This window comes from Nitrosomonas supralitoralis (assembly GCF_003011925.2).
Lineage (GTDB): Bacteria > Pseudomonadota > Gammaproteobacteria > Burkholderiales > Nitrosomonadaceae > Nitrosomonas > Nitrosomonas supralitoralis.
The window spans coordinates 119,346-142,787 of the sequence record NZ_PXXU01000001.1 but is presented as its reverse complement, the minus strand read 5'-3'; the positions used below and the strand labels follow the sequence as shown (position 1 = coordinate 142,787).

Below are 23,442 nucleotides of genomic sequence, written 5' to 3'. Positions count from 1 at the left end.
CGTGGATAGTTCAGATGCGCATTCAGTAATGACAGAAAGTGCCACTAACGCGGCAACATTGATGCAGGAAATTATCTGGTTTAAGGCGGTTCTGGCTGCGCGTTTGGATATTTATTTCTGCAGAGAAAGTGCTATCGATGATATTCGTAAAATAACTGCGCCAGATCTGACTGCGGACTCATCAGAATATGCACAGTTGATGCGTCATCACACAATGGGTTTTGATGAGCGCATAATAATTATCCTGGCGCTATTGCCCCATATCCAGCCTCATGTATTGGACACTTTTCTGCTGAATAATCAAAATACCGCACGCGGATTTACCGAATTTGGTGGATGGAAGGGAAAAGGGCATGGCGGATTTCTGCCTACTTGTGAAACAGCTGTTTTTATTCTGGCCGGAGATGATCTTGTCAAACGTTTTGAAGTATTACGCTTGTTTCAAACCGATCATTATTTGCTGCAACAACAGATTATCAGGATCGAGCACAATGCTAGCGGCGAACCTTTTCTAAGTGCCATGTTGCTAATATCATTCGAGTATCTGAACCGATTGACGCTGGGGCGATGTGATAAACCCGATTATGGTATTCATTTTCCGGCAAAACTGATAACTACATCCTTGACATGGAATGATTTGGTGCTTGATGCGGAGGTGATGGATGAAATCGAGAACATTAATACATGGTTGCAACATTCACAAACAATCTTGCACCAGTGGGATTTGGGTAGAAATATTAAGCCTGGTTATCGCGCGTTATTTTATGGCCCGCCTGGGACGGGAAAAACGCTGACGGCAACATTGATTGGTGTAAGCATCGGTGTTGATGTTTATCGTATTGACTTGTCAATGGTGGTATCGAAATACATCGGTGAAACCGAAAAGAATCTCGCCAATGTTTTTGATCAAGCGGAGAATAAAAATTGGATTCTGTTCTTTGATGAAGCCGATGCTCTGTTCGGTAAAAGAACACAAACCAGCAGTTCGAATGATCGCTATGCTAATCAGGAGGTTTCATATTTATTACAGAGAGTTGAGGATTATTCCGGTGTGGTGATTCTAGCAACTAATTTGAAAGCTAATATCGATGACGCTTTTGCCCGGCGGTTTCAAACCTCCATACATTTTGCCATGCCCGATGCTGCGCAACGTTTAAGATTATGGCAGGGTATGTTTGCCAACAACCCGTTGTTGTCGTCGTCAGAGGTTGATTTGGTAAGGTTGGCAGAACGCTTTGAACTTTCAGGGGGGGCGATTACCAACGCCGTGCGATACGCGGCGATTCAAGCAATCCGCATGAAGCGAAACAAGATTATTCAGAATGATCTGATAAAGGGTGTGACCAAAGAGCTACTAAAAGAAGGACGAACATTGTGAGCGCGCGATGAAAAAAAGTTTTCTCATGTGGATGGTGCTTGTTTTTTACTGCTGGTGCATTTCAGCGGTATCGGCACGCGATTACTACTACGATCGATTATTGAATCCCAATGAATTCAAAAAACTGGATAATTACACCGTTTCTCAAATGCAGCAGAATTTGGCGACAATTTATCAAAATAACCGGCATTGGATGCGTGATGTTGCACAAAGCCGACATCCATTGACCGATGGCAGGATGGGACCGGTAACACTATTCTGGTTGCAGCGGTTTATCAAGGATTTCAAGATTGAACCAATTGGTTCGTATGTTCATGAAACAATTCTACGATTGGAGGATATAGCATCGTTTGCAAATATGTTCCCGGAGGAGACGAAGATACTGATCAGTCATGATTTCTCTTATTGGAACGATGATCGACCTGAGTTACAAATGTACCATTATTACAGCGTGCGACGTGATGGTACACACCAGGCATTATTGGATCTGGTGCATCTGTACCAGCAGATAATCGATCCTTTGCCGGATAGCGCAAAAATTAATAAAAATAAGTTCATTACCTACTATTATCAATTAACTGCTGAAGATTTCAAGGTTTTACAAGATAAAAATCAGATTCATGAGCAATTATCAAAATTGGAAAATAAACAATTTGATAACATCTCGGCACTGAAAGAAGCAGTAAGTGCGGCGTTGAAAGATTATCCTGATCAATTGGATCAATTGATGTCAGTGATCCAGCGCTACTATCGCTATGCAGATCCCGTAATTAGTCAGAGTTTTATCGATGTGCTCAAAGGGGACCCGCTGTTTACTTCTCTGAATAGTGTACTTGCGGATTTATTGGATAAAACGATAAGCGATGTGGCGTATCCTGATAAGCATTTGTTCGAGCAGGCGGTGAAGTCAAAAATTTACGCAGGGATCGGTGCTTGTCAACACGATGATCAACAGAACGATTATGTGTTGAATTTGAAAATCAATGATAAAAATTTCAAGAAATTGATTGAAGATTTGCTAACAGGTCCTTATGAAGGTATTCATGATTTTTCAAATCGATTAAAAATAATTGATCAGTTGCGCATGCCCCAGAAAGACAAATGTAAGGAAGCCGATCTCGAAAGCATCGACAAGTTTGTTACCGATCTGTATGTAAGTGTCGTGCACCCAGCAATTGCATCTTTATATAAGAAGAATCCTATCTATAGTGAAGCAATGCCAGTGCAGTGGGATGGTCGCGGTTGTGGTTGCGTGCTGAATGATTTATCCGGTACGGTGTATGGTTTCTATCCATTCTGGCTGGCAAACGGGGAAACGCAAACAGTTAACTTTAGTGTGTTGTCAAGAGTGGCTTATTATGGACTTTCGTTTGATGAGAATGGCGCGATTATGCAAGCGAATAGCCAACATAACCAAAAAACGGTGTTATCGACCGACGAGACGATCAGAGCATCTCAGATTGCATTTGTTCAGGTGGCTCGAAAATATACCAGCAAAGTGGATTGGGTGATTCATAATGACAAGCCGTATTGGAACTGGTGGAAAACGCAGTCCATCGAAACTAAAGCCACTATTTTGAAAACTTTGACCGAAGACATCGTGCACTTGCTGAATCGTCAAATAACCAATCATTTTTCCCAAATCGGGCAAAATATAACATTCGGCGCTGTGACTGCGCCCACGCAAGGCGATGGCATAACACTCTACTTTAACGATTTCCCCGGTGATCCGGACTCGATTGCGATTTTTAACCGTTTCTTCGCCGACTTACAGAAACGATTATTTGCAGCAAAGCACGATTACTTTGTCAATATTCTGGTTCCTCAGTCCGTGCTGGGTAAGGGCTTATACCGTTATTCCAATATTCTTTCATGGGTTGATGATACGAAAATATCTTCTGTTAACGCCGGTTCTTTGCTTTCAAGCAGTCAGAATGAAAATTTAAAAACTAAAATTCTGGTTTTGATCGAAGAGCCCACAACCAATGCTAAAAAGAAGTTACGGTTCGATATCGAGCATAGTGAGCTGCATGGCGTCGAGCGTGGTCTGTTACTAAGGAATATTATTCCAGTAATCCAATTCGATGGCAGGAACTGGAAACAACTGGAAGATGATGTGGTGTATTTCAAGGATAACTTTGGTGGAATCGGTTTCTGGCCTTTGATGATCGATAAACCGGAGACCGCTGAAAAAATGCCGTTGCGATATGATGATATCAAATCTGTCAGCGGTTACGTGGTTAGATTTTTTCAGGCATCTACTTGGCGTGGTGATGGTGATTCCTTTATCGATAAATTCGTATGCGAAAATCGCATCTATTTTCGCATGTCATTGAATTTTATGACTATTGTGTGCGTGCTGCTGGCGGGTCTTTATTTCTATTCTTGCCGGATTCGTTATCGAATCAAAAATTATTATGTGTTGTATCTGAGCATTCTGATTATTCCAACATTGATAATTGCCTTACTGTTATTGACTTATGATCCCGTATTGGAGCCTATTTCAAAGGGTAATTTACCTCTGATCCTGATTCTTTTTGGAGGTGCAGCCATTAGTATCATTTTTTATCAAAGTTGGAAGAAACAAATGAAGAAACCTTCGCGTCCTCGCATGCAGCTCTCATCAAATGGTCAGGTTGACTGACCCGTATCAATGATATGGACTTGATTGAAAAAGCGACGGTGATGCATTATCACCGCCATCGCATAACAGAATTTAAGCATGGCACGGTTGAATCACTCGGATGGCGCGGGGAGCATAGTCAGCAGGCTCGTTACCAGGCATTGATCAAAGTCGCAAACTTAAATGGACAATCGATACTGGATGTTGGCTGTGGATATGGCGACTTAAAAGCTTTTCTGGATCTGCATTTCTCGGATTTTGATTATCTTGGCATTGATCAAATGCAGGAATTTATCGCAGAAGCAAGGAACCGCTACGAAGGGATTGCGCGAACAACTTTTTTTCAATCCGATTTCAGCACGGCAGAATTGCCTCTGGTGGATATTGTTTTTGCCAGCGGTGCGCTGGGTTATCGTTGCAGAAACAAGAGCTTTTATATAGACATGATCTGCAAGCTGTATAACAGTGCGCAAGTTGCATTGGCTTTTAATATGTTGGATAAACGCCATTTCCCGCAGCATGATTTATTAGTTGCGCATGACCGTGAAGAAATTCTGGCATTTTGTCAAGTGTTGTCGTCTCGGGTAGAATGTATAGAAGGTTATCTGGAAGATGACTTTACGGTATTGGTACATCGGGATATAGTGAATAGCGACTTATCGGTATAAGGCTGTCAAGTCTTATCTCATAAAACGGAGGTTTGCATGAAGCAATCTGTATCGACTCAATTGGACCCGCAACAAACCCGACCATCACCAACCGTTAGTGGCAGCACACCGCAAAATGCCCGTGACAACCGCCCTGAAACCATCGCACAGCTGCAGCTCATCCACGCAATTCAGGCAAGTTCGCCGTTGATTACCCAACACAAGCTGGCGGAGTCAATGCATAACAGCCCACAGATGGTCGCGCAAAGAGCATAAGCCACTCGCTGCAAACCGCCAGTATGCGATTGCAGGCGAAACCCGGGGAGAAATTGCTGCAAGGCAGATTCGAGGCTACGCAACGGGTTGAGGAAGAAGAACCTTTGCAGGGTAAAGGAATCGCTCAGCGAGTGGAAGAAGAGCCTTTGCAAGGAAAGTTTGCAACTGCTCAGCGTGTTGAAGAAGAGAAACTGTTGCAGGGCAAATTTACTTCCGAATCCTCTATTCAACGAGAGCAAAAAAACGCCGTAGTACCCAACAACACCGGTCTGCCCGATAACCTCAAGTCCGGTATCGAGTCCCTTTCCGGCATATCCATGGACAACGTCAAGGTCCATTACAATTCATCCCAGCCCGCACAACTCAATGCCCTGGCTTACGCGCAGGGAACCGACATTCATGTCGCACCCGGGCAGGAACAGCATCTGCCGCATGAAGCCTGGCATGTGGTGCAACAGGCGCAAGGAAGGGTGAAGCCTACAATGCAGATGAAGGACGGGGTGTCGGTCAATGATGATCAGGGTTTGGAGCATGAGGCGGACGTAATGGGGGCGAAGGCGGTTGCCAGTGTTCCGTAAGCATTGAGGCATACGCAAGATCTGAAAATGCCATGAGCATTTCAGTTGGGTGAAACGTTGAATGGCGGTCATGACCAAAATTTTCAGAGTCGAAAAGACAGTGCATAGAAATCAGTCCCGCTTGAAACTCATATTTGATCCGGATGACAAGTTGAATCAACAAGTACGAGGAATCAGCGACTGCCGCTGATTAAAGGGAACGTGCCATCGACAAAACAAAGAAGACCGTTATCCCTCATCTACTACGAAGGATCTCTAAACCAACAGGGCGCTACAAAACGAGAAAAATATCTGAAGTCTGGGAACGGGAAGATCTACTTGAAGAACTTGTTAGCGAACTATCTGAATAACATGAAAGATGATGGTGGTTGATTGTTATTCGAGGGAAGTATTATTTTTTCGTAATATCAAAGAAGGTAGTGGATGAACGTTATAGGACGGGGTAAACGCGCCAGTGTTGTTAGCTGGTATTATTATAGTTCACCCTGTAGGTTGTTTATCCCGTAGCTCAGCGAGCATCGGGGAAAACCAACAGGGGCAATAGACTAAAACTGAAAAGAAATAAATTATGAATACTCACGCTGATAAAGCACAAGAAAATAAAGGCCAGTCGGTGGCGAATGAGCTTTCTCAAAAGCAAAGTGGTAGTGAGTCTTCTTTTAAGTTTGTGGATAATCGACCTGAAGCTATAGCGCAAAGAAAGCTTCAAGAAATGGCAAATAGTAGTCGGCAAGCTAAACAAGCTGCTCAATTACAGGCGATAGCTGCTAGTTATTCTGCTCAACGACAGCAGCCCATCCAAAAGAAAGAAAACAACACGGGTTTACCTGACAATCTAAAATCAGGAATAGAAAATCTTTCTGGTTATTCTATGGATGATGTAAAAGTGCATCGTAACTCTGATAAACCGGATCAATTGCAAGCTCATGCTTATGCGCAAGGCACTGATATTCATTTAGGGCCAGGACAAGAAAAACATTTGCCACATGAAGCTTGGCACGTGGTGCAGCAAAAGCAAGGGGGGGGGTAAAGGCTACCATGCAAATGAAGGGTAAGGTGCATATAAATGATGACGTAGGATTGGGGAAAGAGGCAGATGTGATGAGAACCAAGGCATTGAATATGAATAATGAGGATTTGGTTGTTCAAGGTGCGTTCTTTAATCAATTGAGTAGAGCGATTCTTTCCAATCAGGCCATAAGGCAATTGGTAAAAGAAGGCAAGACGCCCGGTATCAGCGTTGATAAAAAAGCGGTTAAAACTGCTGAAGGCCATGCTGACAATCCTGTAAAAGACGAATTACTGGAACATAAAGGTTTTAGGAAACTGAATCGAATTTGTGGACAGATCAATGTCATTCCTCATCTGGAAACTGTTGCCGCGTTACTAAATGCGGCCATTGTAAACATTAATCTCGAAGCCAATCCTGCAAATTATGCTGGAATTGGTGACAAGTACGACCCTATAAAAGCGGCTTCCGTTACCCGATTGGATGCCGCCATTGCTTTAGATCCACTTCCGCCTAAGATAGGAGATGAATGCTTACTACTCGGTACTTTGGATTATTGGGCTACAAATTGTAGCCAAAGTGATGAAATTAAAAAAAGAATTGAAGCGCTAAGATTGAAAATGCAGAAAAGAGCGAGAATGTCTATTATAGCCCATAGAGGGATGGGGGCAACCAACAAGTCATTTGGCGGGTTGATCCCTGATACCGATCCCGCACGAGGGAGGCCAACCGAAAACTCTCGAGCAGCATTTGCATCTGCCTTAAGTCATGCATCCACACCGACCAATCCATGGGGTTTGGATGGAATAGAGTGCGACGTTTTCCTATCACAAGATGGCGTTCCCATAGTTAGTCACGATAGAAACATTTCTGAACAAATGTCAGAAGTTAAAAGAGCTGCATATGCCAATGCCGATGCGACCATTGGAGCCACCAATTCTGACGTTCTTATGGGGCTGGCAAGGAAGGCTGCAGATGATCTCTCTCTTGCTCCTAAAGAATTATCAGAGCATACCGTTTTTATGAGCCTTCGACAACTTTTGGATATGACCGCACCTGTGGCCACTGTTTATGCCGCACAACATCATAAAGGGTTTAGATTTGAGATTGAAATGAAAGGAGGAGATGAAGGAGTCCATAACATCGTTGACATTACCGCAAAAACCGTGAGCAAATTTAAAAAAGGTGACTTAGCACTTCAGGCAGCAGATATGGAAATTGTAATGTTTAATGGAGATTCGGGTCAAGTAGCAGCACATCTTCGAAAACGAATGACCAAGACAAAATTAGGAGGTTTGGTTGTTGGATTAGGGGCACCGCATCCTACTGCAGCGAAAGTTGCGGGAGTGGATGAATACAGAATGTCACTCTCTGATTCAAAGCAGATCAAAGCTCCAGGGGCGCTTACGGACAACTATCTTTCAACCTATGTTTTAGGAGGCGAACAACACATTCTAACGGGTGTTGCACCTACTCTATTAGAATGGGGCAAAGGCCCTGAACTCCAGAGCTTTGTCGCGGCAAATGTTGGCGCTGCACAAAGTGTAAATAAATTATGGGCCGCCTTTCAGCGTGCCCATCCAGTAGCAGCCAAAGCTATGGACAAACGGGATTTTACTTATCCCATGGAGGTGGAAAAAAAGCGGGCCGATACAGCGGGTTACAGAACAGCACAAGGGCAACTTCATGTAGCCGACGGGACTAGAACACACCTCTTAACAGATTACCCCGAGCATGTTCATACTACACGAGGCGAATTGGGTCCTGAAGGAGATCGGATTGCCACTGCCATTCAGCATCTTCTAATGAACCATGACTGGGCAGCCAATCCTACGAAGGGAAACAAAAATAAAGCGGCCTGGACAGCACTACTGGCTACCGTTCAATCACGTGATACTTTTAGCGATCGTGGTGTTAGGCTCAATGCCACTCCACTAGAGATTATCACAGATTTGGGCGCACAAATTCGAGCGTAATATTTCGTTAAAAACCAATAGAAAAAAGCCTATGAAGGGAGTCAAGCATGAGTATTGACTTATTGTAGCCGAAGAGGACCCCATAGCCGCACATCCAATAGCAGTAAACACAAGCAATACGTGAAGCAATACGTGGGGTCAGGTCTAGATAAGATGCTTCATGTTTGCTATTATCGGGCTCATGAGTAGACCGATAAGAATTGAGTTTCCTGGTGCTTTTTATCATGTAACCGCTCGCGGCGACCGGCGTGAGAATATTTATGATGATGATATTGATCGAGAAAAATTTCTTGCCATTTTGGGGCAAGTCATTGAAGACTTTAATTGGATTTGTCATGCTTATTGTCTGATGAGCAACCACTATCATTTATTGATTGAAACGCCAGATGGCAATTTGTCGAAAGGTATGCGCCAGTTGAATGGCGTGTTTACCCAGGCATCGAATCGTCGCCATCAACGCAGTGGTCATTTGTTCCAGGGGCGATACAAGGCAATTTTGGTTGATGCGGATACTTATCTGATGGAATTGATGCGTTATGCTGTCCTCAATCCGGTAAGGGCGGGGATGGAGGATCACCCAGGGAAGTGGCCATGGAGCAGCTATAATGCAACGGTAGGGAAAACTTCGGCGCCGCCATGGTTGGCAACAGACAAACTACTTGCACAATTTGCAGGTAAACGAAATGAAGCAGTGCAAGGATTTAGTCAATTTGTTGCGCAAGGCATTGGACAAGAATCAATATGGCGATATTTAAACCAGCAGGTGTTACTTGGTGATGATTATTTCGTGCAACAGATGCAACAGAAAAACAAAGCATTGTCTGAAGATCTCAATATACCCAAAGCCCAGCGCCGCCCACCTGCACCGCCGCTGGAAAAATTAGCGCAGGCTCATGCCAATCGTAATGAAGCCATTGTGGCGATGTATATGACTGGCGAATATAGTTACTCACAGATTGCTGCGTTCTTTAACATACATTTCACAACCGTTGGTAAAATTGCTAGAGAAGCGAAAGCAAATAATGGTAAAAATTGTGGGTAGTCTGGCGCCCAAAGTGATGTCTTAATATAGACCTGACCTTAATGCTATGCTAATGCTATGTCAAATCATTTGAATATCACTGTAGATCAGGTTTGGATGAACAGTAGTACCCATTAATGCAACCTGCAAAGCGGCGGAACCGCCCAGACCATCGGCATCATAATACAGGATACCTGTTGTGGTGTTGTAGATGAGCCGGTCGTTGATATCCTGGGCAGCGATTGCGCCCGCACCTGACCAGAATTGCTGAGTATTCAGAGTACCCGGACTGACACCCAAACCGGTGAATATGTTTAAACTGAATTGCAGTATATCAACACCGCTTTGGAAGTCGATCAGCGTGTCCCGGTTGGATGTGCTGTTTGGACTATAATCGAAGACAAATTTATCTGCACCGCTACCACCGGTGATGATGTCATTGCCATTATTGCCGCTGAATGTGTCGTTAAATTCGGTACCGATTAATATATTGGCGCCATTGTTGCCAATTATGGACAATCCGTTTGTGACTGCTGCGGCATTAATGTTGATAGCGGTTGTGCCTGTAGTAACTGCGTTTTCTGCATAGCCTGTTCCAATCACAACTCGCTCAATGCCAGTATCGCCGGCATACAGGACCAAGGTGCTCTTAGCTGATGCAGCAAATCGTATTTCGTCAGTACCGCTAATACCGGAGTCACTTATTTCTGCGGCGACATGTTCCGAAGCTGCATTAATTAAATAAACATCCGAATTATTCCCTCCATCCATCACATCAGTGCCGGCCTTACCATCGATCATGTCGGCTTGTGCTGTGCCGGTAAGAATGTTTGGGCCAGCGTTGCCAATGAGTGTTAGTGCATTTGTAACATTCGCTGCATTGACATTGAGTGCTACAACTCCGGTTGAAACAGCAGTTGCAGCCGTGCCGGTGCCGATAACGATGCGTTCGATCCCGGTATCGCCGGAAAACAACGTTAAAGTGCTGGATACAGTGGCAGCAAAACGAACTTCGTCGATGCCATTGAATCCACTATCAGAAAATTCTGCAGCCGAGTGATGGGTGGCTGAGTTGATAATATAGATATCGGAGCCGTCACCGCCATCGAATTGATCGGTGTAGGCAGTGCCGGTAAGAACATTGTTGCCGGCATTGCCGATGATAGTCAGCGCATTTGATACCGCGCTCGCATTAATATTTAGTGCGGTCGTGGCGGATGAAATCGCGTTGATTCCAGTCCCGGTGCCGATCACCACGCGTTCGATGCCAGTGTCTCCTGCGTACAGTGTCAAAGTACCCTTAACCGTTGCCGCAAATCGCACTTCGTCAGTTCCTGAGGTACCCGAGTCAAAAAACTCCGCAGCTTTATGATCTGTAGCTGATTGTGTCAGATAAACATCGGATCCTTCTCCTCCATAGAGCTTATCATTGCCTGCTCCGCCGTCCAGGATATCGTTACCAGCTAAGCCCCTCAGCGTATCATTGCCGGATAAACCATAGAGAATATCATCACCTGCGCCACCGTTCATAATGTTGTTGGCAGTTGTGCCGGTATATGTTCCGCCACTGGCAACAACGCCTGGCGGTAGCGGTGCGCCGGCAAGCAAGGTGCCAACATCTAAACGTCCACCGGTAACTGTGGTCGTCGTCAAAGCGCTGGTTGGGATGACTGAACTCAGTAAAGCTTCACGCAATTGTGGTGCGGTAAGTTCGGGAAGAGCAGATGCGTAGAGCGCCAAAGCTCCTGTAACATGTGGCGCGGCCATGGAGGTGCCTTGGAAAGAGGCATATCCGCCTCCCGGCACAGTAGAATAAATGCTTTGCCCCGGTGCTGCCAGGTCAACGGTAGATTTGCCATGATTTGAGAAAGCAGCCAGTGATCCAGAGCTGGTTAAGGCCGCAACCGATATAACCGCATCGTATCCGGCAGCTGCTGTTGTGTTAAAGTTGGAAGGATAACTTGAATAGGTATCCGTATTGAAACCGCTATTTCCTGATGCAGCGACAAAAAGATTGCCCGCTTGCGCTGAGCGTACAATAGCATCAAAGTTACTCTGAGAATATCCGCCTCCTCCCCATGAATTATTGGTCGCCACGAAATTCTGGCCAGTACCAGAAGCTTTGCTGGCGTTGGTGTAATAATCGATTGCCGCTGTGGTAGATAAGGAGGTGCCTCCAGAGGGGCCTAGTGCTTTCAGCGCCATCATTTGAACATTCCAGTTTATCCCGGAAACGCCGTTACCATTTCCGCCAGTGGCGCCGATAGTCCCTGCGACATGAGTTCCGTGATTTACATCATCAAAAGGATTGTTGTCATTATTAACAAAATCCCAGCCGACAATATCATCAATATAGCCATTATGGTCCAAATCATCGCCGTTTTTCCAGCGTGAATCGGCCAGCAAATCACCGGCGTCGATGCGATCATTTTTGTTAACATCAGAGACATAAGCGACATTTGCTGCATGATTCAAATCGATAAAACTGATAATGCCATCATGGTCTACATCGGTTAGTCCCGAACGAAGCGCATTGCTGATTTCCTTTTGGTTGATCCAGATATTTAAATAAAGATCTGGATGGGTGTAATCAATACCCGTATCAATCACACCCACAACGGTTTTTGTGGTTCCTATAAAACCGTTGTTCCAGGCTTTACTGGCTTGGCTTCCGTAAATATTCGCTGGTGAAGATGAGTCGCCGTACATGCCCCAGAGGTTTCCGTTAGTGTAGTAGGGATCATCACTTGCGAATTGATTGGAAACAATCCAGTTGTGTTGTACAAACTCGACCCCGGGTTGCATGGATAAAGAATGCATAACTTTGTCCAGTGACTTGGAGGAGCTAATCTTGACCAGCGTTGGCTCTTGACCGAATGATGTTATATCGTGAACAGGTTCAGCACCGTTTTTGCGTAATAGTGCCGATTTTTCCTTCTGAGTGAGGCTCGGAGAAAATTGAATCAAAAACTCGTTATTTACGAACTGGCTCATAACATACTCCTAATATTTACTGACTCAATAACACTTAATTTAAGAACCAATCCCAGGTTTTTCATTTTTTTATTCTGCATTTACTGTGCGGTAAAGAAACCGCTAGCAAGGTAATGATCACTCGATAGCATCGCTTTACCTACCGCGACTGTTTACTATCGACGAAGATGATGCGTTCTTTAGATTAAAGAAGGAAAATAAGGTGAATTTCGCCTCTTTATCCGAAGATCAAAGAATGTGAAAGTAGGGGATGAGAAACAAATCAGCTATTTATTGGTAATACGTGAGAAGTATTAGTTATTGTGGGTAGTCATTGAATTTATTGCTATGCAGCTTGATTGTCCAGCAAAAAGTCGTGTAAGGATGGTGATAAGGAAGATTTTATGCAGAGAATGGATATATAAATGCTGAAGAAGCAGCGCACTTTCCAGGGATTGACTATCAATCCAGCGGTGTTTCAGGTTGCGCAGATGGTACCTGACATTGCTACTCCAATGCAGTATGCATACGGTTATCAACCAGTAGCGCACGTAAATCCGTTTCCCACCCTTTTAACTTGTCATGTGCATGTTGGCGCTGGGCTGGGGTGGCGCTATTGTGCATGCGCGCGATAAAGTCGCAAGTGTATTCGGATAATTTCAATTGGTAAGCACGGTAATCCGGGTCATCCGAACGATGCGTGTATTCGATGAGTTGTCTTAACGAGGCAATGATCGAGTCAGGGACGGTGGATTCGCTGGCGAGTTGGCGCAGTGTTCGCAGAGTTTCCTGTTGTCGGCGCTGGCGTTCGATTATCCAGACCTCGGGATTGAAAGGAGATGATTCAATACCGACAGCAATTAATTGCTGTTGAGTTTTGTCTATGTCGCCATATAAATTTTCGATGCGCTTTACAGTTCGCTTGATCGATGCTTGCCGGCGATCTCCAAGATCTGGTTGCAGGTAATCGCCGCGCAGTTCATCATTACTTTTGACATAACGTTGTTCGAGATGACGCCATTGCGCTTCGCCTAAACGCAAAATCACAGGGGCGCTCAGTTGCGCGGCTTGATCGAAAGCAGGTGCGATGATGTTTTGTAGTTCGTCGGACCACTTGCAAATTTGTGATGGCGTCAGCGGACCGTCGATCTGAGTGCGCACTGCGACTAGCCAATCAACATATTCCGGAAGCTGGGTCGAGCGATGCCAGCCAAACCACTGATGAATCGCTTGTTTTGCGTGCGGCGCTTGTTCGCGATTAAAACCGACATAACCATCCAGCCACCACCAAGTCAGTTGCGGCCCGTGATCATAGCTCAGACGCACAATGCTGCAACCACTCAGTAAAGAGAATAAAATGATGAGCGCAATTCTTCGAGAGGTGGACTGCATGATGGTCCTTGCCAGTTTTAGGTGAGCAAAAGGAATGTTGCTACGCTACTAGCAACAGTATTCAACGTACTCGTTTATTATACATAATCCGTGTGTTATCACTCGTTTATTCGTTATTTCGATTAATAGCAGTCGTTCGTTTGTCGTGCGCTGTTTTGATAGGATGTCCATTCATTTCAAAACAGAATAATCCAGCTAGATTGTCTATATGGCTTGTATCGGAAACCATAACAGACTACACTTGGCTTCAATTTTCAGCGCGTAAGCTTAACTTTGGCGACAGTATCTTCTACCCTAGAATTTCTCGCATGGAAGCAAAAGTACATCATAAACGCCCCAAATATCTGAATCTCCTAAAGATCAGGCAGCCCGTTCCGGCTGTGGTTTCTTTTGTGCATCGTGTCAGCGGTGTATTGTTGTTTTTTCCTGGCATCCCGTTGCTGCTGTGCGGTTTTCAACTATTACTGAAATCTCCGCAAAGTTTTGAGATTTTACGAGATTTTCTCATTAGTCCGATCATCAAGCTGGTGCTATTGCTACCGCTCTGGTTCTTTCTGCATCATCTATGTGCCGGGATCCGTCACTTGTTGCTGGATATGCAAATAGGAATCGCGTTGACGCAAGCACGCACAGGAAGCAAACTGGTGTTGGTTGCAGGAGTTGTGCTAACCACACTGACGGGGTTGATGTTATGGTAAGGCAATCCAAGCTTGCCGTGACGGGCGCGCACTATGGTTCGAAGGATTGGCTGGCTCAGCGAGTGACCGCCATTCTGATGACGATTTATCTTATTGTGCTGATGGGAGTACTTTTTGTTGTCGCTCCACAAGATTACGCGGGATGGAAAGGTTTATTCCAGTCTCAATGGCTGCGCATCGCGACTTTTGTATTTTTCATTTGTGTCTTTTTGCATGCTTGGGTGGGTGTGCGCAATGTTCTTATGGACTATGTCCATCCCGTGTCGGTTCGCTTAATGATGCAAATCACGGTAGTAACTGCCTTGCTGTTTTATCTGGTTTGGACTGCAGAAATATTGTGGAGTTAATGTGGCGTTAATCATAAGAAAGTTTGATGTGGTCATTGTAGGGGCAGGAGGAGCCGGAATGCGGGCGGCGCTGCAGTTATCTGAAGCTGGTTTAAAAGTAGCGGTGTTGTCCAAAGTATTTCCCACGCGTTCCCACACTGTTTCAGCGCAGGGTGGAATTGCAGCGGCACTCGGTAATGTGACTGAAGACAATTGGCATTGGCATATGTACGATACCGTAAAAGGATCGGATTACCTGGGCGATCAGGATGCGATCGAATTCATGTGTCGCCATGCGAACGAAGTGGTGTACGAGCTGGAACATTTTGGCATGCCGTTTGATCGTCTTGAAAACGGCAAAATTTATCAACGCCCATTTGGCGGGCAATCGCAGAATTTTGGCGGCGCGCAAGCCACGCGCTCTTGTGCTGCGGCAGATCGTACCGGTCATGCATTATTGCATACGTTGTATCAGCGTAATGTCAGTGCCAACACGCAATTTTTTATTGAATGGATGGCGTTGGATCTGATTCGTGACGAACAGGGTGATGTATTGGGCGTCACTGCGCTGGAAATGGAAACCGGAGAAGTCCTGATCTTGCAAGCACGTGCAACCTTGTTTGCCACGGGTGGTGGCGGACGGATTTTTCAAGCCAGTACCAATGCGTTAATTAATACCGGTGATGGCCTTGGCATGGCTGCGCGAGCCGGAATCCCGCTGGAAGATATGGAATTCTGGCAATTTCATCCTACCGGAGTGTATGGCGTGGGGGTGTTGATCAGTGAGGCGGTGCGCGGTGAGGGAGGCTACTTGCTGAACAAGACTGGTGAGCGTTTCATGGAGCGTTATGCGCCTAACGCTAAGGATTTGGCTAGTCGTGATGTGGTTTCACGCGCCATGACCACGGAAATGAAGGATGGGCGCGGTTGTGGCGAGGAGAGCGATCATCTATTGTTGAAACTTGATCATCTGGGCGCTGAAATTATCAAAACCCGGTTGCCGGGTATCCGTGAGTTGGCGATTAAATTTGCCCATGTCGACCCTATCAATGAGCCGATTCCGGTCGTGCCTACCGTGCATTACATGATGGGTGGAATTCCCACTAATTATTTGGGGCAGGTGGTCGCACCCTATAAAACCGGACCGGAAGAAATAGTCTCTGGCTTTTATGCGGTGGGCGAGTGTGCCTGTGTATCAGTGCATGGTGCGAATCGTTTAGGTACTAACTCATTACTTGATCTTGTTGTATTTGGTCGCGCGGCCGCCGATCAGATAATTGAAGATTTAAAAATGAATTTGCATCATAAACCACTATCGGAGAATGCCGCTGAGATAACGCTGGAGCGTCTGGCAAGATTGGAAAATCAACAAGGTGGCGAGAATGTTGCGCAAGTTCATGCGGCTTTAACCAAGACCATGCAAACCTATTGTGGTGTTTTTCGCTTTGAAGACATGCTGCAAAAAGGCGTGGGGAAAATTCTCGAAGTGGGTAAGCAAGTCGAGCGTACAGAAATCAAGGATAAAAGCAAAGTATTTAATACCGCACGGATTGAAGCGCTTGAACTGGATAACTTGAAAGAAGTGGCCATTGCTACGATGATCTCGGCGGAAGCTCGACGAGAAAGTCGTGGCGCCCATGCGCGTAATGATTATCCGGAACGAGATGATGTCAAATGGTTAAAGCATACGTTATTTTTCAGTGAGGATAAGCGATTGGATTACAAACCGGTGCGACTCAAACCGCTCACAGTTGAATCTTTTCCGCCCAAAGCCAGAACCTACTAGATCCAAGCGCTTGTTTGGAACCTTGTTTAATCAGGCTTTGTATAATTTTTGAATCAACTATATAAATTCATGATGAAAACTAAATATGTTGTTTTGTTAATTTGGCTTATTGTCTGCTTTCCCTATTCTGCTTCAATTTCTGCTGAAACTCGTTACGTATCAGATCAATTGGAAGTGACCTTCCGCAGGGGGCCGAGTCTTAGCCATGCGGTTCTCAGAATGTTGAAAAGCGGTACTCCCGTGGAGGTTCTTGAAAATGATCCGGAGACTGGACATACGCGCGTCAAAATTTCCAATGGCATGGAAGGTTGGATATTGAGCCGCTATTTGAGTGTTGAACCTGATACCAGATCACAACTGATAAAAATGATCAAACAGATTGATCTTGCAGACGCGAATGAAGGCTCTGTGAGTGATCAGTTAAAGGCTGTCAGAGCTGAGTATGAGCGTACGCGGAAGCGCTTGCAAACACTTGAAAGTGAGAACAAACAATTAGTAGAGCAAATGGAGTCGATTAAAAAAACTTCTGCCAATGTGTTGCGCATTGATGGGGAAAACAAGGAATTGCATGAAAAATTAATCACAAACGAAGAGCGACTCATTTCATTGCAACTGGAAAATCGTGAATTAGAAAACCATAACCAAAAAGACTGGTTTATTGCCGGGGCTCTAGTATTATGCGGCGGAATAGTTCTGGGTGTAGTTCTCCCGATGTTCAGCAGAAGAAAACGTTCACCATATGGCAGTTTTGATTAACCAGCTAAAATTAATCGCATTGCATGCAAACGATTCATTGCATTGAACGTCAGTTCACGACACAACAACCCCTTCCCGGCACTTCGCCTACTTTTGCCTTGCACCAGTTACCATGAAAACGTTTTTCAACGGCCTGTTAGAAGCCGATTTTTATCACCAAACTGGGAGCACCATCTCGACGGGTGGGATGGCGATGCAAGCTGATCAGCCCATGTATGTGCCATCGTATGCAGCGCGCTGAATGAAGCGTCATACTGGCATATAACCACTTTAACCATAAATTTGTACCAGTAATTCTGCCTGGGTCTTGCGCGTGGCCTCGCGTTTTGGAACGGTTGGGAACATTTATGTTTTGGTTGCATTGTCACAGCTACGCTCAAAAGCGCTTACGGGTCTTCCATTGGAAGCCCGGTTAACGACTGAAATTAAGTTTACGTAATGTGGATTTGGCTATAATCAGTCTGGATACGGGTGATACATAACACGTGCTGCATGTTGGTGGAGTATTCGAAGGATTTTTTAATGCTGTGGTGTTAGTCGATGTGCATCAACACAGAGTGCTCGGCTTTCGGAATGAAGGTGTTATTCGCCTGGCTTCCCTCCCTGAATCAAGTGGATGAATGACTCGCTAAGCCGACCGCGAAATGCCCTGGGTTGAGTCAACCGACGCAGATGGTTAGTTTGCTACGAGTTGCACAACCGGTAGATTCGGAGGACATTGCTGCCAAATAAAAGAAAGTCTTTCATTTAGCTACAAAAAATCTATTGCACTGCGAAGCGATGATTTATCCGATCTTACAAAAGCGCGGGAAAATCCCATCACAGAGGGATTAAATTACTCGGTGCATCCGCATCGGTTGGAGGGCCCAATGATTATTGGGCTTGTCGTTGTGGAATATTGACAGAAAGGCGGACTGCGTCATACTGTATTACAGATCTTCGTATGTGCCTGCTTATCGGCAGCAAGCGCTTCAAACGCAGCAACTTAAATTGCTATCTTTAACGCAGCGGATTAACCCAGACGGATGAGGATATGGTGGCAATTTGATCTGGATTGCAAGCTTTTGCCGGATTTTTTGAATAAACAACGTGACCACCAATCAGAATAAAAGGGTAAAAAAATATAATCTGTTGATTTATAAAAATTATTTAATCTGTATTTGATGGTCATTCGTGGTATTTTGTTTAAAATTATTTGTGCACGCAGCCTATCCGCTGGAATAGGAAAGCAATGCGCATTGACGCAAAACACTTATTCATCTGACAAGCTGGCAGGTTTGATGGGGATGCTCTTGCTAGTGCTGATTTTACCCGGTTGTGTGCATCAAAAATTCGTCACTGAGCCTTATCCTCGCTGGGGGAAAGAAGTACGTATTGATGATATTGATGGTGATGAGACATTGATTCTGCGAACGCTTTCTCCACCAGATTCTGTTGCAGCGCCAGCGTGCGTGCTCCTGGTTCACGGTATGAACGAACATATCGGACGCTATGGCGAAGTAGCGCATTATTTTTCGCGGCAGTACATGGTAGCGGGTTTTGATCACTATGCCCATGGCCTTTCCAATTCAGTATTACAACGGGCGGATTCGGCGTTAACCAGTGGTTCGAGCAAGCAAAATGTCAGTAATGCCTATCTGGCACAATCCACATTAATTAATTTGGAGCCGCTTCGCCGCAATCTGAACCGTGCGCTGAGAAAAATGATTACGCTGTGCGACAAAGAGAGTGAGCAGAGACGTCCATTATTTATCGTTGCGCATAGCTTGGGCGCATTGGTGACCGCTTCTTACTTGATACAACTTCGAGAGGAAGATGATTTGATCCGGCGCGTGCGAGGAGTTATTTTTCTGGCCCCAGCGTTTGCTGTTAGCGAACCGCCTGGTTGGCGCGGTTGGGTGGCGAATCCATTGATCAAGCTATCTTTCCATGCCGAAACGCATTTCTTGCATCCCCAGAATGAACCTTTGCCATTGCTAATGTTTAATCAGACACTAGCATTAGTGACCGTGCCCATATTAGATAGCCTGTTTGAAATATTATCTTGGCCTGGTTTGCGCTGCATTCTGACACCCATTTCTCCAGATTGGGTGCAGAATTATTTGACCGATAGTGAAGAAGAAAAAGCACGCCTGCGTTTTGATGGCTGGATTGTTCGCCGTACCTTGTTGCGTTTTGTGAAAGGTATTGAAGCAGAGATTGTGCATTTCCGCCGTCAGATGACAAATTTCACAATACCTTATTTTCTGGTGTATTCGGAGCATGACCCAATTACGCCCGCGTGGGGCAGTAAGGATTTTGCTCATGCGACTGTACAGCATCAACCTGATAACGAGGTTCTGATATTTTCAAATTTTCACTATCATCAGCACTTATTTTTAAAAGAGCCTGCGCGTACCGAGCTTTTGAGGAATATTGTGCAATGGATGGAGCATCGGTTGCACGCGCCGGACTGATCATCAACATGCATTGTTAGTGCTCGATTGTCAGTATCAATTGCCATAATTCCTTATACTTGTGATATTGTTTATGTTTAATAGCGTGGTTTTAATAGGATGTAAGGTGATAGAGGCATGATGAAGGCAATATTATCGGAACTAATACGGAAAATACCCGGAAAAGCAAGTTCGGAATGGCCTACGGGCGAGCCTTTTACGCTTGCTTTAGCGCATGGCACCATGTCGGTTGAGGTTTATGCGCCCAAGGATACCGATATACAAACGCCGCATGATCAAGATGAGTTGTATTTCATTCAATCGGGTCAGGGTGAGCTGGTGGTAATGGGCGAGCGCCATAAATTTGAGCCAGGTATGGTGTTCTTTGTTGCAGCTCATGTGGAGCATCGTTTTGAAAATTTTTCTCCGGATTTTTGTACCTGGGTTGTGTTCTGGGGTCCTAAAGGTGGCGAATGAATGTTCTAAGTGACAGAATTTATAACGATTATGTACAAATTTTATGGCTATAAGAAGTGTGACACGTGCCGCAAAGCTGAGCAATTTTTACAGCAAGCCGGAATTGATTATGAATTCATCGATATCACCGAAAATCCGCCAACCGCAGATGAATTAGCTGCTATTGCAGAAAGCGCCAACGTTTCACTGAGCAAACTCTTTAATGCCAGCGGGGTGCAGTACCGTCAACTAAAAATCAAAGAACAATTGCCCGCATTATCTAACAGGGAGATACTCACGATGCTCGCTGGCAATGGCCGTCTGATCAAAAGGCCATTGATTACCAATGGGAAACGCGCAACCGTAGGTTTTGACGCTGAGAGGTTTGCGCTTATCTGGAATTAACGTTTTCACCTACAGGTTCTGTACTCAGGCATCCGCAGGGTGTAACGCTGCGCGTACTATTTCTAGTTCCAGAAATAAACAAGCTTGCGCTTTATGTGTCATGCTTGTACTCTTTCAGCCACGATCGATACGAACAGTGTGTTATTCCATAACCGGATCAAGCAGGAGGCGAAATTGAGAGATCAACGTTTTTTAGTGCGTAAGGCGGCGGTATTGGGTGCTGGTGTGATGGGAGCGCAGATTGCTGCGCATCTGGTCAATGCTAATATAGAAACATTGTTGTTTGAGTTACCGGGTGAAGAAGATAATCCCAATGTCAGTGTAATTAAGGCAGTGGAGAAACTTAAAAAGCAGGAACCAGCTCCGTTATCGATCAAAACCAAAGCTGCCTGCATTCAACCGGCGAATTATGATCAACATCTGGAATTGCTCAAAGATTGTGATCTGGTGATCGAAGCGATTGCCGAGCGTATGGATTGGAAACGTGATCTGTACGTCAAGGTTGCGCCTTATCTGGGTGAACATACGATTTTCGCCAGTAATACCTCCGGATTATCAATCAATCAACTGGCAGAAGCTTTTCCACAAGCATTGCGACACCGTTTCTGCGGCATACATTTTTTTAACCCGCCGCGTTATATGCATCTGGTTGAATTGATTCCTTGTCAAATCAGTGATGCAGCTATGCTTGATCATTTGGAAGAGTTTCTGGTGACCGATCTGGGCAAAGGCGTGATACGCGCCAAAGACACCCCCAATTTTATTGCCAATCGCATTGGTGTGTTTTCGTTGCTCGCGACGATGCATCATGGACGGGAATTTAATTTTGGATTTGATCAGGTTGATGCCCTGACGGGTTCCCTGATTGGACGTCCTAAAAGCGCAACATTCCGTACCGCGGACGTGGTCGGCCTGGATACTTTGGCGCATGTCATCAATACCATGCGCGATACGCTGCCGGATGATCCCTGGCATCGTTATTTTGTTGTGCCAGAATGGCTGCAAGGGCTGATTGAAAAGGGTGCACTGGGTGAAAAAGTCAAGCGTGGAGTGTATCAGAAAATAAAAAGTGAAATTCATGTGCTTGACCTGTCGACGCAAGCTTATCGTTTGTCCGCAAGTGACGTGAATGAAGAACTGAAGCGACTGCTCAAGTACAGCAATCCTGCAGAAAAATTTGCTGCGTTACACAATAGTCAACAGCCGCAAGCGCAGTTTTTGTGGTCTATTTTTCGCGATTTGTTTCATTACTGTGCGGTGCAACTGGAAGCGATTGCTGATAATACACGTGATGTTGATCTGGCGGTACGGTGGGGATTTGGCTGGAACCAAGGGCCATTTGAAATTTGGCAGACAGCGGGTTGGGGACAAATTGTCGAATGGATACAAGAAGATATATCTACAGGAAAAAGCATGAGCCAGGCGCCATTGCCGCAATGGGTAATGACAATTGCCGCAAGCGACAAGCAAAGCGTACATACTGACCAAGGTTCGTTTGCTCCTGCTTCCGGAGAACTGCAACCGCGTTCAGAACTGCCAGTATATCAACGCCAGCTCTTTCCTGATCGATTGGTTGGTGAAGAAGCGATATACGGTGAGACCATATTTGAGACAGATGCCGTAAGAATGTGGCAAAGCGGCGATGGTATCGCCATACTCAGTTTCAAGAGCAAAATGCACACTATCGGTGTCGATGTGCTGGACGGTGTGCAACAGGCGGTTAAAGAGGCTGAGCAAAATTGGCGTGCCCTGGTGATCTGGCAGACTGAGCCGCCGTTCTCTGCCGGTGCTAATTTGCAGAAAGCCACTGAGCGACCCAAGATAGATGCCCAACATGGCAGTGCGCCGTCTGCACCACCGCAGCCACCGACTGCGTTTCAGTCATTTATGAAAAAATTTAGAAAATCGGCGCAGGCTACAGTATTGCAAGTGGCGCGTGAACTTGATCTCGCCGATGCATTAATGGCCAAGAAACTAGCAGAAGTGGAAGGAATGATTAAGCAGTTTCAGCAAGCTTCGCAAGCACTACGTTATTCGATGATTCCGACCGTTGCTGCCGTGGATGGTTTGGCGCTGGGCGGCGGATGCGAATTTGTCATGCATTGTGATCGTGCTGTGGCAACGTTGGAAAGTTATATTGGCTTGGTGGAAACTGGCGTTGGATTGCTTCCCGCAGGCGGTGGATGTAAGGAGTTTGCCGTGAGAGCGGCGCACTATGCCAAAGACGGAGATCCTTTTCCTTCATTGAAATATTATTTTCAAACAGTGGCGATGGCAGAACTGGCGAGAAGCGCAGAACAGGCGAAAGAACTTGGCTATTTGCGCCTTGCCGATACCGTGGTGATGAATCGTTTTGAATTGTTGCACGTGGCTAAGGCACAGGCAATAGCGTTAGCCGAAACTGGCTATCGTCCACCTTTACGTTTGCGGGAAATCCCAGTAGCAGGCAGCAGTGGTATTGCAACGATCCAGAGTCAGTTGGTTAATCTGCGCGAAGGTGATTTTATTTCCGAGCATGACTATCTGATTGCTACTAAGGTTGCGCACGTAATGTGTGGCGGTGATTTAACACCAGGCAGTTTGGTCGATGAAGATTGGTTCCTGGAACTGGAACGTGCAGCATTTATGGAGTTGCTGGCAACCGAAAAAACCCAGGCACGTATTGCACATACACTGAAAACCGGTAAACCACTTAGAAACTGATATC

General features: G+C 45.5%; 18 protein-coding genes. 16 read left to right on the top strand and 2 right to left on the bottom strand.

From position 1 onward, the window contains the following. Position 1 precedes the first annotated feature (1 nt). The 8 genes from C7H79_RS00555 to C7H79_RS00525 all read left to right on the top strand — a co-directional run bounded on the left by C7H79_RS00555 (position 2) and on the right by C7H79_RS00525 (position 9,529). Complete coding sequence (locus C7H79_RS00555) at positions 2–1,378, top strand: ATP-binding protein (protein WP_197714562.1); 1,377 nt, start codon at positions 2–4, stop codon at positions 1,376–1,378. 7 nt (positions 1,379–1,385) lie between these two features. Further along, on the top strand, positions 1,386–4,022 hold the full coding sequence (locus tag C7H79_RS00550; RefSeq protein ID WP_106705341.1) for a class III extradiol ring-cleavage dioxygenase family protein: 2,637 nt from the start codon (positions 1,386–1,388) through the stop codon (positions 4,020–4,022). Positions 4,023–4,042: 20 nt separating this feature from the next. Continuing rightward, positions 4,043–4,669, top strand: a complete 627-nt coding sequence (locus C7H79_RS00545) for a class I SAM-dependent methyltransferase (RefSeq protein WP_172592313.1) — start codon at positions 4,043–4,045, stop codon at positions 4,667–4,669. 36 nt (positions 4,670–4,705) lie between these two features. Beyond that, complete coding sequence (locus C7H79_RS00540; RefSeq protein ID WP_106705339.1) at positions 4,706–4,924, top strand: hypothetical protein; 219 nt, start codon at positions 4,706–4,708, stop codon at positions 4,922–4,924. 23 nt (positions 4,925–4,947) lie between these two features. Then, complete coding sequence (locus C7H79_RS00535; protein ID WP_106705338.1) at positions 4,948–5,502, top strand: eCIS core domain-containing protein; 555 nt, start codon at positions 4,948–4,950, stop codon at positions 5,500–5,502. A gap of 568 nt (positions 5,503–6,070) precedes the next feature. After that, positions 6,071–6,532 carry an eCIS core domain-containing protein gene (locus C7H79_RS00530; protein ID WP_197714561.1) on the top strand — a complete coding sequence of 154 codons (462 nt, stop codon included), beginning with the start codon at positions 6,071–6,073 and terminating at the stop codon, positions 6,530–6,532. Next, positions 6,496–8,487 (top strand): glycerophosphodiester phosphodiesterase, encoded by a 1,992-nt coding sequence (locus C7H79_RS18295; RefSeq protein WP_197714560.1) that lies wholly within the window; start codon positions 6,496–6,498, stop codon positions 8,485–8,487. Before C7H79_RS00530 ends, C7H79_RS18295 begins: the two co-directional genes overlap by 37 nt. Positions 8,488–8,668: 181 nt before the next feature. Then, positions 8,669–9,529 (top strand): transposase, encoded by an 861-nt coding sequence (locus C7H79_RS00525; RefSeq protein ID WP_106705371.1) that lies wholly within the window; start codon positions 8,669–8,671, stop codon positions 9,527–9,529. A gap of 60 nt (positions 9,530–9,589) precedes the next feature. On the opposite strand, the gene C7H79_RS00520 is transcribed toward C7H79_RS00525, so the two are convergent. Together C7H79_RS00520 and C7H79_RS00515 are read right to left on the bottom strand one after the other, a co-directional pair. Beyond that, positions 9,590–12,502, bottom strand: a complete 2,913-nt coding sequence (locus C7H79_RS00520) for a S8 family serine peptidase (RefSeq protein ID WP_106705337.1) — start codon at positions 12,500–12,502, stop codon at positions 9,590–9,592. Positions 12,503–12,988: 486 nt separating this feature from the next. Further along, positions 12,989–13,873, bottom strand: coding sequence for a DUF6279 family lipoprotein (locus C7H79_RS00515; protein WP_106705336.1), 885 nt, complete (start codon positions 13,871–13,873; stop codon positions 12,989–12,991). Positions 13,874–14,181: 308 nt separating this feature from the next. On the opposite strand from C7H79_RS00515, the gene sdhC reads away from it, so the two are divergent. The 8 genes from sdhC to C7H79_RS00475 all read left to right on the top strand — a co-directional run bounded on the left by sdhC (position 14,182) and on the right by C7H79_RS00475 (position 23,438). Further along, complete coding sequence (sdhC, locus tag C7H79_RS00510) at positions 14,182–14,571, top strand: succinate dehydrogenase, cytochrome b556 subunit (protein WP_106705335.1); 390 nt, start codon at positions 14,182–14,184, stop codon at positions 14,569–14,571. Then, positions 14,565–14,918 (top strand): succinate dehydrogenase, hydrophobic membrane anchor protein, encoded by a 354-nt coding sequence (gene sdhD / locus C7H79_RS00505; RefSeq protein ID WP_106705334.1) that lies wholly within the window; start codon positions 14,565–14,567, stop codon positions 14,916–14,918. The genes sdhC and sdhD overlap by 7 nt, the downstream gene beginning before the upstream one ends. A gap of 1 nt (position 14,919) precedes the next feature. After that, the gene (gene sdhA / locus C7H79_RS00500) at positions 14,920–16,683 is read left to right on the top strand and encodes a succinate dehydrogenase flavoprotein subunit (protein WP_106705333.1); all 1,764 of its coding nucleotides are present in this window, start codon (positions 14,920–14,922) and stop codon (positions 16,681–16,683) included. A gap of 69 nt (positions 16,684–16,752) precedes the next feature. After that, complete coding sequence (locus C7H79_RS00495) at positions 16,753–17,439, top strand: TIGR04211 family SH3 domain-containing protein (protein WP_106705332.1); 687 nt, start codon at positions 16,753–16,755, stop codon at positions 17,437–17,439. 1,163 nt (positions 17,440–18,602) lie between these two features. Next, entirely contained in the window at positions 18,603–19,895 is a 1,293-nt protein-coding gene (locus C7H79_RS00490) for an alpha/beta fold hydrolase (protein ID WP_106705331.1), read from the top strand. Between the two features lie 117 nt (positions 19,896–20,012). Beyond that, the gene (locus C7H79_RS00485) at positions 20,013–20,351 is read left to right on the top strand and encodes a cupin domain-containing protein (protein ID WP_106705330.1); all 339 of its coding nucleotides are present in this window, start codon (positions 20,013–20,015) and stop codon (positions 20,349–20,351) included. Positions 20,352–20,360: 9 nt separating this feature from the next. After that, positions 20,361–20,735: a Spx/MgsR family RNA polymerase-binding regulatory protein gene (locus C7H79_RS00480; protein ID WP_242447063.1), complete on the top strand. Its 375-nt coding sequence runs from the start codon at positions 20,361–20,363 to the stop codon at positions 20,733–20,735. Positions 20,736–20,909: 174 nt separating this feature from the next. After that, complete coding sequence (locus tag C7H79_RS00475) at positions 20,910–23,438, top strand: 3-hydroxyacyl-CoA dehydrogenase/enoyl-CoA hydratase family protein (RefSeq protein ID WP_106705328.1); 2,529 nt, start codon at positions 20,910–20,912, stop codon at positions 23,436–23,438. The last annotated feature ends 4 nt before the right edge of the window (positions 23,439–23,442 follow it).

Excerpts from the sequence above, each read along its gene's own strand:
- sdhC (WP_106705335.1), top strand. The coding sequence starts at position 14,182 with ATGGAAGCAAAAGTACATCATAAACGCCCCAAATATCTGAATCTCCTA.
- C7H79_RS00515 (WP_106705336.1), bottom strand. The coding sequence starts at position 13,873 with ATGCAGTCCACCTCTCGAAGAATTGCGCTCATCATTTTATTCTCTTTA.
- C7H79_RS00485 (WP_106705330.1), top strand. The coding sequence starts at position 20,013 with ATGATGAAGGCAATATTATCGGAACTAATACGGAAAATACCCGGAAAA.
- sdhD (WP_106705334.1), top strand. The coding sequence starts at position 14,565 with ATGGTAAGGCAATCCAAGCTTGCCGTGACGGGCGCGCACTATGGTTCG.
- C7H79_RS00525 (WP_106705371.1), top strand. The coding sequence starts at position 8,669 with ATGAGTAGACCGATAAGAATTGAGTTTCCTGGTGCTTTTTATCATGTA.
- C7H79_RS00540 (WP_106705339.1), top strand. The coding sequence starts at position 4,706 with ATGAAGCAATCTGTATCGACTCAATTGGACCCGCAACAAACCCGACCA.
- C7H79_RS00495 (WP_106705332.1), top strand. The coding sequence starts at position 16,753 with ATGATGAAAACTAAATATGTTGTTTTGTTAATTTGGCTTATTGTCTGC.
- C7H79_RS00490 (WP_106705331.1), top strand. The coding sequence starts at position 18,603 with ATGGTCATTCGTGGTATTTTGTTTAAAATTATTTGTGCACGCAGCCTA.
- C7H79_RS00530 (WP_197714561.1), top strand. The coding sequence starts at position 6,071 with ATGAATACTCACGCTGATAAAGCACAAGAAAATAAAGGCCAGTCGGTG.
- C7H79_RS00535 (WP_106705338.1), top strand. The coding sequence starts at position 4,948 with ATGCGATTGCAGGCGAAACCCGGGGAGAAATTGCTGCAAGGCAGATTC.
- C7H79_RS00520 (WP_106705337.1), bottom strand. The coding sequence starts at position 12,502 with ATGAGCCAGTTCGTAAATAACGAGTTTTTGATTCAATTTTCTCCGAGC.
- C7H79_RS00550 (WP_106705341.1), top strand. The coding sequence starts at position 1,386 with ATGAAAAAAAGTTTTCTCATGTGGATGGTGCTTGTTTTTTACTGCTGG.